General features: G+C 30.7%; 15 protein-coding genes. 13 read left to right on the forward strand and 2 right to left on the reverse strand.

Annotated elements, in window-relative coordinates:
* The first annotated feature begins 33 nt into the window (after positions 1-33).
* Genes P3X86_RS10240 through P3X86_RS10255 form a run of 4 tightly spaced genes read left to right on the forward strand, consistent with a single transcriptional unit; the run spans position 34 to position 3,862 of the window.
* Positions 34-1,038 carry an ABC transporter permease gene (locus P3X86_RS10240; RefSeq protein ID WP_483292593.1) on the forward strand — a complete coding sequence of 335 codons (1,005 nt, stop codon included), beginning with the start codon at positions 34-36 and terminating at the stop codon, positions 1,036-1,038.
* A gap of 15 nt (positions 1,039-1,053) precedes the next feature.
* A complete protein-coding gene (nikC, locus tag P3X86_RS10245; RefSeq protein WP_483292594.1) occupies positions 1,054-1,905 on the forward strand; it encodes a nickel transporter permease in 852 nt (283 codons plus the stop codon).
* Between the two features lie 13 nt (positions 1,906-1,918).
* Positions 1,919-2,878 (forward strand): ABC transporter ATP-binding protein, encoded by a 960-nt coding sequence (locus P3X86_RS10250; RefSeq protein WP_483292595.1) that lies wholly within the window; start codon positions 1,919-1,921, stop codon positions 2,876-2,878.
* Between the two features lie 15 nt (positions 2,879-2,893).
* Positions 2,894-3,862, forward strand: coding sequence for an ABC transporter ATP-binding protein (locus P3X86_RS10255; protein ID WP_483292596.1), 969 nt, complete (start codon positions 2,894-2,896; stop codon positions 3,860-3,862).
* Between the two features lie 83 nt (positions 3,863-3,945).
* Here the strand turns inward: P3X86_RS10255 and P3X86_RS10260 are convergent, their stop codons facing one another.
* Both P3X86_RS10260 and P3X86_RS10265 read right to left on the reverse strand, forming a co-directional pair.
* Positions 3,946-4,149 carry a DUF4177 domain-containing protein gene (locus P3X86_RS10260; RefSeq protein ID WP_483292597.1) on the reverse strand — a complete coding sequence of 68 codons (204 nt, stop codon included), beginning with the start codon at positions 4,147-4,149 and terminating at the stop codon, positions 3,946-3,948.
* A gap of 170 nt (positions 4,150-4,319) precedes the next feature.
* Positions 4,320-4,805: a pyridoxamine 5'-phosphate oxidase family protein gene (locus tag P3X86_RS10265; protein ID WP_483292598.1), complete on the reverse strand. Its 486-nt coding sequence runs from the start codon at positions 4,803-4,805 to the stop codon at positions 4,320-4,322.
* 192 nt (positions 4,806-4,997) lie between these two features.
* Between P3X86_RS10265 and P3X86_RS10270 the strand changes: the two genes are divergently transcribed.
* The 9 genes from P3X86_RS10270 to blaOXA all read left to right on the forward strand — a co-directional run bounded on the left by P3X86_RS10270 (position 4,998) and on the right by blaOXA (position 13,176).
* A complete protein-coding gene (locus P3X86_RS10270; RefSeq protein WP_483292599.1) occupies positions 4,998-5,714 on the forward strand; it encodes an HAD family hydrolase in 717 nt (238 codons plus the stop codon).
* A 105-nt stretch (positions 5,715-5,819) separates the two neighbouring features.
* Entirely contained in the window at positions 5,820-6,254 is a 435-nt protein-coding gene (locus P3X86_RS10275; protein ID WP_483292600.1) for a hypothetical protein, read from the forward strand.
* 9 nt (positions 6,255-6,263) lie between these two features.
* On the forward strand, positions 6,264-7,037 hold the full coding sequence (locus P3X86_RS10280; protein WP_483292601.1) for a flavodoxin family protein: 774 nt from the start codon (positions 6,264-6,266) through the stop codon (positions 7,035-7,037).
* Between the two features lie 171 nt (positions 7,038-7,208).
* Complete coding sequence (locus P3X86_RS10285) at positions 7,209-8,306, forward strand: metallophosphoesterase (RefSeq protein ID WP_483292602.1); 1,098 nt, start codon at positions 7,209-7,211, stop codon at positions 8,304-8,306.
* A gap of 215 nt (positions 8,307-8,521) precedes the next feature.
* Positions 8,522-9,808, forward strand: coding sequence for an alcohol acetyltransferase (locus P3X86_RS10290; RefSeq protein WP_483292603.1), 1,287 nt, complete (start codon positions 8,522-8,524; stop codon positions 9,806-9,808).
* On the forward strand, positions 9,795-10,463 hold the full coding sequence (locus tag P3X86_RS10295; protein WP_483292604.1) for a DUF6320 domain-containing protein: 669 nt from the start codon (positions 9,795-9,797) through the stop codon (positions 10,461-10,463). The genes P3X86_RS10290 and P3X86_RS10295 overlap by 14 nt, the downstream gene beginning before the upstream one ends.
* A 51-nt stretch (positions 10,464-10,514) precedes the next feature.
* On the forward strand, positions 10,515-11,612 hold the full coding sequence (locus tag P3X86_RS10300) for a metallophosphoesterase (RefSeq protein WP_483292605.1): 1,098 nt from the start codon (positions 10,515-10,517) through the stop codon (positions 11,610-11,612).
* A 281-nt stretch (positions 11,613-11,893) separates the two neighbouring features.
* A complete protein-coding gene (locus P3X86_RS10305) occupies positions 11,894-12,361 on the forward strand; it encodes an NUDIX hydrolase (RefSeq protein WP_483292606.1) in 468 nt (155 codons plus the stop codon).
* Positions 12,362-12,372: 11 nt separating this feature from the next.
* A complete protein-coding gene (blaOXA, locus tag P3X86_RS10310; RefSeq protein ID WP_483292607.1) occupies positions 12,373-13,176 on the forward strand; it encodes a class D beta-lactamase in 804 nt (267 codons plus the stop codon).
* The last annotated feature ends 198 nt before the right edge of the window (positions 13,177-13,374 follow it).

Consider the following 13,374-nt stretch of genomic DNA (forward strand, 5'->3'; position numbering starts at 1 on the left):
TACATACTATTAAATAAGAAAGGAGACTGTTATATGTTAAAGTATATTATTAAAAGATTGATGTTGCTTATACCTGTACTAATAGGAATATCAATAATGGTATTTGTAGTTATGCATGTATTTACAACAGATCCAGCAAGTATTATATTAGGACAACATGCCACAGCTGATCAGATAGAAGCATTACAACAGGAGCTAGGTTTTGACAAGCCTTTATATATCCAATATTGGGATTTTATAAAAGGTATTATGCATGGGAGTTTTGGAGATTCATTGATAACGAAAGAATCTGTAACCAGTGAATTTTTTGCAAGATTTCCTGCTACAGTAGAGCTTGCAATAGTTTCTATAATCCTAGCTTCTGTATTGGGCATAACTATAGGGATTATATCAGCAATAAAGCAAAATTCTATTATTGATTATATAAGTATGATAGCATCGCTTATTGGAGTATCTATGCCGATATTTTGGCTTGGACTTATGCTAATAGTAGTGTTTGCAGTTAATCTTCATTGGCTACCAGTAGCAGGTAGAATCCAACTTGGGCTTGAGCCTGTCAAAATTACGGGATTATATATTATAGATAGTATAGCAACAGGAGATACCGAAGCTTTAATTAGCACTTTAAAACATCTTGCATTACCTTCTATAGCATTAGCTTCATATTCAACAGCTATAATAGCACGTATGACTAGGTCCACAATGCTTGAAATAATAAGACATGATTATATAAGAACGGCTAGAGCAAAAGGATTGTTTGAAAGAGTGGTAATTCTATCACATGCACTTAGGAATGCACTAATACCTATAGTGACCGTAATAGGACTACAGCTAGGGAGATTACTTGGAGGTGCAGTATTGACAGAAACTGTGTTTGGGTGGCCAGGAGTTGGAAGCTATACAGTTGATGCTATACTCAAATCAGATTTTCCAGTAGTACAGGGCAGTGTAATGATGATGGCAGTCGTATTTGTGGGAATGAATCTATTAGTTGATATATTGTATGGATTTTTAGACCCAAGAATCAAATTTTCATAAAGAGAGGTGAAATAGATGGAAAAAAAATCGTCACAGTGGTTAGAATTATGGAATACGTTAAAGACCAATAAATTAGCTATGGTTGGTCTAGGAATAATAATATTTCTAGTTTTTATCGCTATCTTTGGGCAATTTATAATGAAGTATGATCCAAATGTGGGAGAACTAAAAGATAGCTTACAAACTCCATCATCATCTCATCCTTTAGGAACCGATGAGCAAGGCAGAGATATACTTTGTAGGATAATTGATGGTACACAGATATCACTTAGGGTTGGAATGATATCGGTAGCTATTTCACTCAGTATAGGAATAATAATTGGCGCATTAGCAGGATATTATGGAGGTAAGATAGATTTGATTTTGATGAGATTTATGGATATTATATTAGCTTTTCCTTCATTACTGTTAGCTATAGCTTTTATGAGTGCATTAGGTAAAGGAATAGATAAAGCAATCATTGCAATTAGTATAGTTACAATACCAGAATACGCGAGAATAGTGAGGGGTTCGATATTATCCATAAAAGAAAGTGAATTTGTACAAGCAGCTAAAGTTATAGGAAATCATGATTTTACTATAATTTTTAAACATATACTACCTAATATTATTTCACCCATAATAGTAAGAGGAACGTTAGGTATATCAACAGCTATATTGGAAACAGCAGCACTTGGATTTTTAGGACTAGGTGTTCAACCTCCATACGCTGAATGGGGAACTATGCTTGGAGCAGGTAGAGGATATTTCTACAATGCACCACATCTAGTATTCTTCCCAGGTATTGCTATAACGATAACAGTTTTAGCATTTAATTTGCTTGGAGATGGTCTGAGAGATGCATTAGACCCTAAGCTTAGAAAATAAGGAGGGATAAATTATGCTATTACAGGTTAAAGATTTAAAAACTCAGTTTAAACTAAAAAAAGGACTAGTCAATGCTGTTGATGGAGTTGATTTTAAAATAGATAAGGGAGAAGTAGTTGCATTAGTTGGAGAGTCAGGAAGCGGGAAAAGTGTTACTTCATTATCTGTAATGGGGCTTATACCAAATCCTCCAGGTAAAATAATAAATGGACAAATTTTATTTAATGGTGAAAATCTACTAGAAAAAACTAAAAGACAAATGCAAGATATAAGAGGAAATAAGATATCTATGATATTTCAAGAGCCGATGACTTCACTTAATCCAGTATTTACAGTAGGAAAACAGATTTCAGAGGCACTTATTAGACATAAAAAGATGAGCAAAAAAGAAGCGATTAAAGAATCAATAAATATGCTCAAACTAGTAGGTATACCTTCTCCAGAGGAAAGAATACATTCGTATCCACATCAACTTAGTGGAGGTATGAGACAAAGAGTAATGATTGCTATAGCGTTAGCGTGTAAGCCAGAGTTATTAATAGCTGACGAGCCTACCACAGCATTAGATGTTACAATACAAGCTCAAATATTAGACTTGATGGTAAAGCTGAAAAATGAATTTAATACTTCCATACTACTGATAACACATGATTTAGGTGTTGTAGCAGAGACAGCCGATAGAGTTGTAGTAATGTATTGTGGAAAGGTAGTGGAGACTGGAAGTGTTAAAGAGATATTTGAAAAACCGCTACATCCATATACTCAAGGTTTACTTTCTTCAATACCAAAGATGGATAAAAAGGTTGAAAAACTATTCATTATTCCAGGAATGGTTCCAAATCCTCTCGATATGCCGAAAGGATGTGCTTTTAGCACTAGATGTAGTAAGTGTATGGATATATGTAAAGAAAAGATGCCAGAACTTAAATTTATTGATGGTAGAAGGGTAAGGTGTTTCTTAGAGATAAAATAAAGGTAGGTGATAACTATGGAAACTCTACTACAAGTAAAAAACTTAAAAAAGTACTTTCCAGTTAAATCAGGAACGCTCGGAAAAATTACTAATTATGTTAAAGCAGTTGATGATATTACATTTGATATATATAAAGGAGAAACATTAGGACTAGTAGGGGAATCAGGTTGTGGTAAATCTACAACAGGAAAAATGATCGTAAATTTGTTAAACCCGACATCAGGACAGATATTGTATGAGGGTAGAGACATAACAAAGCTATCAAAAAAAGAGAAGAGAAAGTTAGCTATAGACATACAAATAATATTTCAAGATCCATATGCATCTCTCAATCCAAGAATGAATGTAGGGGATATTATTGCAGAGCCAATGAGAGTAAATAAAATAGTAGAAAAACAGGATATTAATAGCGAGGTTTTAAAGCTTTTAAACTATGTAGGGCTTGCAAAGTTTCATAAGGATAGATTTCCACATGAGTTTAGTGGAGGTCAGAGACAGAGGATAGGTATAGCGAGGGCATTATCATTAAGACCAAAGTTAATAGTATGTGATGAACCAGTTTCAGCGCTTGATGTATCAATACAAGCTCAAGTTTTAAATCTATTAAAAGATTTGCAAGAAGAATTCAAACTGACATACTTGTTTATAGCGCATGGTTTGAACGTAGTAAAGCACATAAGTGATAGAGTAGGCGTAATGTACTTAGGAAAGATCGCAGAAATAGCAGATGGTAATAAGCTGTATGATAATCCAACTCATCCATATTCACAGGCTTTATTGTCAGCAATACCGATACCAGATCCAAACAAGAAGAAAGACAGAATACTCCTAACAGGAGATGTACCAAGCCCTATAAATCCACCAACAGGGTGCAGGTTTCATACTAGATGTATACATGCAAAAGATATATGTAAAAAAGATGAGCCAAAGTTAATAAGTATAGATAAAAACCATGATGTTTCGTGTCATTTGATTGAGAAGTAGAAGTGTATAATTTTAGAATTAGATAGTAAAGGATAAAGGAGATGTTTTTAAGTGAACAGCTCCTTTATTAATATCTTATATGTTTATATCTTCTTCTCAAATATTATTTGATAAGCATAAGGCATAAAAGCTCCCGCTTTTTCATTTTGTGGAGTTACAATCTGAACCAATCTCCATCCGTCTTGTGCATGTTCTTTTATGATTTTCATACATTCTTCAAAAGTAACTCCTACTTTAACCTTTAGTCCTTTTTTCAGTGGTACTTCAACTGATTTATATTCGTACAATGTATCAACTCCTTAAAACTCATATATTTTGTATCTTTTTGATTTTATATAATGATATTATTCTACTCTAGCTTCTATGTTTTCACATTATCAAATATTTCGCTATATAAATTATACTAAAGTGTACTAAGGAGAATTCTCATTTAGATACAGCTAATGACTTACCTAATTTATACTTCTGCAGTCTCCACTTTATTCACAAAGTCCATATTATAACGGACAGCACCGTGGTCTCTAAATATCGAGCATCTTGTGATGCGTATTGCCAAAATAACGCAGTTTTCATCTTGTTCGTTATTTGCGTCATCGTACCAATCGGCAAAGGCATTACGAAGTTTAGCCCTTAGTTCAGCGTTTTTCGGATCTAAAACCCATCCTAGGTTTTCGCCAATTCCATTTCCGGAAATCCCCTGTAAGCAAACTGTAAATGCAACCTCTTTGTTTTGAGCTATCTGTTGCATTTTATTTGATTTTCCCCAAGTAGTAACATAAAACACACCGTCTTCATAATAAGCGTCCACCTCACGGACATAAGGAAAGGTGACTTTGCCACCACTCGGTTCCATTCCGATGGTTGACAGAGCAATGACATTATCTTTTCCATTGCCACAACTTTCCGCTATTAATCTTAATCCTTCTTCGTATCTGCTACTCATCTTTAACTCCTCCTCTAAATTGGCATTGTGAAATTACTGCCATTTTCACAAAATTATATCATCTCCATATGAGTATTATAATATATTTTAGATGTTTTTTGAATTAATTCATCTAAAGCAAAGAAAACATTGTATCCTAAATAAAAGTATGATAACATATCTCTACTAAACCTTAAATGAGAGGAGAATAGCATGAATACAAAAGATATACAGGTGTTTTTCTTTGACATGGGTAATACCTTGATGGATTTTCACCAAGGTAAAACAGATGTAGAAAAGGATATTATAGGATTACAAGAAATGCAAAAATACTTAGATAAGTTTGGTATAAACTATACTGTAGATGAACTTAAAGTGAAATTTTTAGATCCATTGGACGAATACATGATTAATAGTAGAAAAAAGAATGGGCACGAAACCCCTATAGAGGATTTTTTTAGATTAATAGTTGACAAGAAGTTGCTCAGTGAAAAAGTAATCCTAGAGCTTTCAAAGTTATTTTACTCACAGTACATGAAAGAGGTAGTAGTGAATGATTTTGTGGTGGATATATTAAAGCATGTCAAACAAAATGGCAAGAAAATAGGTATCATATCTAATTGTTTCTTACCAGAAGAAGTGTATATAGACATATTCAAAAGTAAAGGTATAGATAAATATGTAGACAGATATTTCTTTAGTTATAGCAATAACTATATGAAGCCAAATATTAAGCTGTTTAACAAAGCATTGGAGTATTTTAAAGTAATCGGTAAAGAGGCAATTATGATAGGTGACAATTTTAAAGCGGATATACTGCCAGCACATGAATTAGGCATGAAGACATGTTTGTGTAATAAAAAAGATGAAATGAATCCATATGGATTGAAGGTCATAAAATTTAGAGAGTTATATGAAAAAATAACATAGAGAGGGAGTGTCTATTGAGACATTCCTTTTATTGTGACTTGATTGACAAATTCATCTGCAATTAATAGAATTAACATATAACAACCAAAATAGGGGGTGAAAAATTTGAAAGAAAAACAGGGTATATATATACTAATAGCAAGTGTAATCATTGGAATATCAATTATATCTACTGCTTATATATTTACTCATAGTGATAAAACTATTGAAAAAGAAAAACAGACAGCACTTATGGATATAAATGAGTTATCAGAATATTTAGGAATAGAAACTAATATTATAGATAAGATATTAAGGATGGAGATTAGAAGTTTGAGCAGTAATGAATATACTGGAATACCACTAAAATACATGTCTATAGACGGGAAAAAATATTTCTCAAAAATGTATGTAGACATATGGCTACATAATAGAATTGAAGTAGCAGAAAAATACGATACATCAAAAAAGACAATACAGCATCATAATTTATTTACTAAATCAGATGATTACGATATATTTAATAAAATAATCGAATATAATAAAAAAATTAATAAGTAGGTGATTTAAGTGAAGGTACTAGTATTATTAGGAAGTCTTAGAAAGGGCAACACTTATAAATTAACTAAATTAGTCCAAGATAATATGAATGAGCAAGGCGATGTAGAATTTGAAGAGATATTTCTTGGTGATATAGACTTGGGTTACTGTATATCTTGTCACAACTGTATACTTAAAGGAGAAGAATTTTGCCCTCATAGAGAAACAACAGATATGCTAGAACAAAAAATGTTAAACGCAGATGCTATAATTATTTCTGCACCTGTATATATGTTGAGTGTACCCGGAGTAGTTAAAAATTTTGTAGATCATTTTGCTTATATATTGCATAGACCTGTTTTATTTGATAAAAATGTACTAGTAGTAGTGAGTACAGCTGGTGGGGGAGATAAAAAAGTTGCGAAATATTTAAAAGATGTATTTGAGTACTGGGGAGCGAACAAGGTGTTTATATTTAGACATAAAGTGTTTGCCATTAAGCTAGAAATAACCGATAAATTAGCGCAAAAAGCAAAGCGTATATCTAAGATGTTTTATAATAGCATTGAGTCTAAGAAGCTAAAAGAACCTTCAGTAAGAAGGATAGCATTTTATAACGCTTTTCGAGCTATAACTTTTCTGGATACTACCGAAGATACAGCAGATTATAAATACTATAAAAAACTGGATTGGTTTGATAAAGTATATCCTGTTGATACAGTAAAGAACCCATTTAAAAAAGCTATAGGTAACATAACATTTCACATACTAAAAAAGATTGTACCTAAATCTAATAAACAATGATTTAACAAAACATTCTCAAGAAGTCAATAAATCGAGGGTGTTTTTTATTACTTAATCATAATATAAATGCTTATTGGTTGAGAAAAGATAAACATATGAACTATGATATAATAAATATATTATTTATATGTAATAACTTTATATAAATATACAACTTCACAGGGGGATTTTATGGACAAAATACTAAGATATAAATTAGAAGGTGACTATCGAATAGTTGCTATTAGCGATATCCATGGTGGATATGAATTATTAAAGAAATTAATAGATAGAGTTAACTTACGAGAAAAGGATTATTTAGTTATAATAGGTGATGTAATACAAAAAGGAAAGTACAATATGCAGACACTTCAATATGTAAAAGAGTTGTCAAAAAGAAAAAATACTATAATACTAGCTGGTAATCATGAAAGAAAGATATTGCACATGTTGAAAGAAGAAAATTGCACTGATGTAGACAGTTATTTTAAAACCAAGAAACATTCTTGTATATTAAAAGAGTGGATGAAAGAACTAAATATCAAATATAACAATATAGAGGATGTTTTAAATATTCAAAATCAAATAAAATCAAGATATAAAGATGATATTAAGTTTTTAGAAAGTTTACCGATTGCTTTAGAATTAGATGATTTTATATTTGTACATGCAGGTATAGATGATATAGAAGACTGGACTAAATCAAAAACATGGAATATGATAAAGACAAAAGGATTTTTAGATAAACAACATAAAGCAGACAAATATGTAATAGTAGGACATTGGCCTACCCAGAATTATAGAGAAAACAGTCTAAGTGGTGATGTAATAATAGATAAAGATAAAAAAATCATAGCTATAGATGGTGGGTATAGTGTTATGACTACTGGACAAGTTAATGCGCTGGTTATAGAAAAATTAGAGGGTAAATTATTATTTAATAGTCTTAGAGAAGATTACTTTGAAAGGGTACAAGTAATAAAGGATACATTACCACATAAATTTCAAGTAATGAAACTAGATTGTAGAGGTACAGAGTTTGAAATATTGAAAGAAAACAAGGAATTTTCAATTTGTAAAGTAGCAAATGTGAGTGATGAGGTATTAATAAAGAATGAATTTATAGATAAAACAAAAAGTAAACTTAGCCTTAAAAAAACATACATATCGTTATTTTTAGAAGTTAAAAATGGGGATAATATAAAACTTATAAAACGTTGTGGTGAATATGTATTAGCTAAGCATAATGGAGAAGTAGGTTGGATTAAAGCTGATTGTGTTAATATATAAATATATTTATTTTAACTAATAAAAATATAAATGTTATGATATAAAATACTCTTAAGTTTCATAGATTAAGGGTATTTATTTTTTTTAAGTTTATAATATATGTGAAGGATTATTTAAGAACAGATAAATATAAACTGATTTATGCGATATGGTATAATAATAAAAGAGATTAGACTATTACGTTACGGATATTATTATGAAAGGAAATATTATATATGAGTGATAAAGATAGATGGTACAGATTAGACAACGCAGCGAAGATATTCCCTGCCGCATCTACATCAAGCAATACAGCAACATTTAGAGTATCTGTAACACTTACAGAAGCCATAAATGCAAAGTTACTTCAAGAAGCATTAGATAAAGTAATAACAAGATTTCCTGCATATGCTGTAAGGATAAGAAAAGGCCTATTTTGGTATTACTTCGAGCATAATGACAAAAGACTAATAATCCAGGAAGAAGTTGACTCACCATGTCATAAGATAGATAAATATTCTAATAATAGATATCTTATAAAGGTCTTATATTATAAGAATAGAATATCAGTAGAAATATTTCATTCTTTAACTGATGGAACAGGGGCACTTGAGTTTTTAAAAACTCTAACATATGAATATCTTAAAAGAATACATACAGATATAAAACACGAAGATAAAATATTATTGATAGAAGATACACCTTCAAAATATGAAATAGAAGATAGTTTTCAAAGATACTATCAGCCTAGTGATACTCCAGCTATAAAAGATGAAGATGCTTACCAGATAGAAGGAAAGCCATTTGTTAACTTTGGTAACAATGTAATACATGGTGTAATAGATTCAATGGAGTTTAAAAGAGTAGTAAAATCATATGGAGCAACTATGACAGAATATATTGTAGCTCTATTAATTTATTCAATTTATAACGAGAATATGAAGTATGGAATATATACTCATCCAATATCCATATCTGTACCAGTTAACTTGAGAGGGATTTTTCCTTCAAGAACACTTAGAAATTTCTTTACAGTTATTAATATAAGTGTCAAAGTAGACAAGGATATGACACTTGATGAAATAATAAAAGAAACATCAAGGCAGCTGAAGTACAAAGTTAAGAAAGAGAATCTTTATCCAAGAATAGCAGAAAACATTAAATTTGAAAAACTACTTATCGCGAGGTTTGTACCTCTGTGGGTTAAAAATATAGTGATGAAATATGCATTTGAAAGAGCCAATATAAAGAAAACAAGCAGTGTAACAAATTTGGGGAAAATAACGATACCTGAGTCTATAGAGAAGTATGTAGAGCGTGTAGATGTTATATTGTATTCTACAGCAAGCAATCCTTTAAATTGCTCTATTTGTTCCGTTAAACATGATCTGTCAATAACATTCTCTAGAACCATTGTCCAGACAGAGATAATAAAACATTTCTTTTCCTATCTGTCAAAAGAAGAAGGATTAAATGTTGATATATACACAAATGAATGGGGGATGGAAGATGAAGCATTGTAAGTTTTGTGATGTAAATATAGATGATAGTCAAGTAAGATGTCCGTTATGTCATAAGAAATTAGAAGGTCAAATAGAAAATGAAGATAGACAATATCCTCAATATAACTTAGAGAAAATACAAAAAAAGAATTATAGATCTAAAGTGTTTTCGTTTATAGTTATTATAGTAATAAGCGTATGTACGTTAATAAATTTACTTAACTACAATGGATTACTATGGTCATTTTACGTGACATTTCCATTAGGATATGTTTGGCTATCAATTAGAAATACTATAATATCTAACATGCACTATGGGGTAAAGATTTTACTGCAATTAATAGGACTATCGTTTATGCTTTTTATGGTTGATATAACCAATGGCCAGTTTAGTTGGTCTGTAGATATAGTAATACCTTTATTGATAATAACATCAATATTTATAATGACTATAATTATATATACAATTCCAATGCTTTGGAGTGAGTATATAGGATATTTGTTTATAATCATGTTTATTGGTTTAATACCTATTGTGCTTTATTTAACTAATATAGCAAAAATACTTTGGCCTAGTGCTGTATCAGCATTATATACATTACTTACACTGATAGGAATGTTTATATTCTCAGATAAAAAATTGAAGAACGAATTTGTACGAAGGTTCCATATATAACATGAGACTAGATTTTCAATGATAATTTTGTTTTACAGTAGGAGGGGGAGAATGGACAAGATACTCAAAATGAATGTAATTAGTAATTATAGAATAGTAGCTATAAGCGATATTCATGGTAGCTATGATTTGTTAAAGAGGCTTATAGATAGAGCAAAATTAAAAGAAAATGATTATCTTATTATTCTGGGGGATGCAATACAAAAAGGTGAAGATAACAGAAAAACACTTGATTATATAAAAGAGCTATCCAAAAGAAACAATACAATTATACTCACCGGCAATCATGAAAGATATATTCTAGGGCTATTAAAAGAAGAAAATGCAGAAGATTTAGCTTATCATCTGAATAACGTGAGATATCCTTGTATAATAAAAGAATGGATCAATGAACTTGGCATAGAATATAAAAGTATAAATGATATAAAAAACATACAAACAAAGATAGTTTCTAGATATCAAGACTATATACGATATATGATGGATTTACCCATAGCGCTAGAACTTGATGAGTTTATTTTTGTACATGCAGGTATAGATGATATAGAGGATTGGACTCAATCAGAAGTCAGAAGTATGCTTAGTATAAGTGAATTCTTAGAAAAAAAGCACAGCGCAGGAAAATACGTAGTAGTAGGACATTGGCCAACTCAAAACTATAGAGAAAGAAGTTTAAATGGTGATGTGATAATAGATAATAAAAAGAAAATCATTGCTATAGATGGTGGAAATGGGGTAAAGTATGCTGGTCAAGTCAATGCGCTGATTATAGAAAAAAAGGATAACCAAACATCATTCAATAGTATTAGTGAAGACAAATTTGAAATAAAAGAAGTAGTAAAGGATTTTATATCAGAAGATAATCAAATAGTAAAATTAGATTGGAGAGATTTAGAATTTGATATATTAAAAGAGGATTGTGAATTTTCGCTTTGTAAAAAAGCTAGTACGGGTGAGAAGTTTTTACTTAAGAATGAATTTATCGACCAAACAACGGACAAGCCTAGTCTTAAAAAAACTTACATATCTTTGTTTTTGGATATAAAGAAGGGTAATCAATTTAAGGTGATAGAGAAATTTGGCGGTTATGTACTAGGCAAATACAAAAATGAGGTAGGTTGGGTAAAAGAGGACTGTATTAATTTATAAGGAGGAAACGCCTGTAGTTTAATAATAGGAATTGTATTTTAACAATTAATATATTAATGGCTAAGGGAGTCAGGCTGAAAATAATGGAGGTGAATAGAGGTTTTTTGAAAACGTGTATTTTAATATATTTTGGAGTTACCTGCTGAAGAATTTTTATATAGAGGATTGCTATTATATCTTTGTGCGAAATAGTTGATATTAAATCATCAATACTAATGAGCATTTGGCTTTATGTGCTTACATGTAGTATTTCTAGATGAGCAAACAGAGGAGGAGAGAGTATGGGATATATAGATGATTTACGTAAATACATTGGAACAAAACCTATAATAATGGTTGGCGCAAATGTAATCATTATAAACAAAAAGGGAGAGGTATTATTACATCACAGGACAGATAGAGACTGGTGGGGATTACCTGGTGGTGCAATGGAGTTAGGTGAATCTTTACAGGAAACAGCTATAAGGGAAGCTAAGGAAGAAGTGAATCTAGTCTGCCAGAATTTGAAACTCATGAATCTTTATTCTGGGAAAGAGTTGTACTATAAATATCCAGATGGAAATGAGGTATATAACGTAACAGCTACGTATGTATGCAAAGATTATAGTGGAGAAATAAAGGTAGAGAAAACAGAAGGAAGAGATGCAAAGTTTTTCTCAATAGAAGAATTACCATATAATTTATGTGATCCAATAAGACCGTGTATAGAAGAGTTTCTAGAAAGATATGATGAGTTTTATCAACGATAAAAGGGGGAAATATGAAAAAATTATTCTTTATAGCAATATTGATTATTGTAGTAACTATAGGATGCTCAAAAGACAATAAAGGTATAAAGGGAAATATAACAAAAGAAGATTTGAGCCAATATTATGATGAACTTGATGGATGTTTTATATTATTTGATAGTAATCAAAATAAATATATTGTACATAACATTGATAGAATGAACAAAAGAGTTGCTCCATGTTCTACTTTTAAAATAGTAAATTCATTAATTGGACTCGAGACAAAGGTTGTAGAAGATGAAAACACAGTTTTCAAATGGGATGGTAAAAAACGCTTTTTAGAGAGTTGGAATAAGGACCATACATTGGCTACAGCTATAGCAAACTCAGCTGTCTGGTATTATCAAAGGCTAGCAGAAAAAGTAGGAAAAGAGGATATGCAAAAATATCTAAACAAAATAGATTATGGAAATAAAGACATATCAGGCGGGATAACAAAGTTTTGGTTACAATCATCGCTAAAGATATCTCCTATAGAACAAATAGAGATACTTAAAAGGTTGTACAATTATGATCTTCCATTCAGTAAGAGAAATATGGATATAGTCAAGAAAATAATAGTTCTAACAAATCAAAATGGTGTTGTATTCTCTGGAAAAACTGGAGGAGGAACAAGAGACAATAAATTTATAAATGGTTGGTTTATTGGATATGTTGAAAAAGACGATAATGTATACTACTTTGCTAACAATGTTAAAGGAGAAGAAGGAGCAAGAGGAATAAGAGCAAAAGAAATAACTATGAAAATATTAAAGGATAAAAAGATATTGGAATAGAGGAAGATTATTGGTTATAAGAAAGTTAAAACAATGATATCAATCTATTTAAAAGAGACAGATTGAAAATAAAGAGAGGGGAGATTCAATATCCCCTATAAAGCACAAATATACCTAATATTTTTATTTGACAGATTGTACTAGACCAATTCAACCGTGAAATCAAACTGCTTTTAATCGATTAAATTTAGGAAGGTA

The organism is Abyssisolibacter sp. ZYX002, from assembly GCF_056892235.1.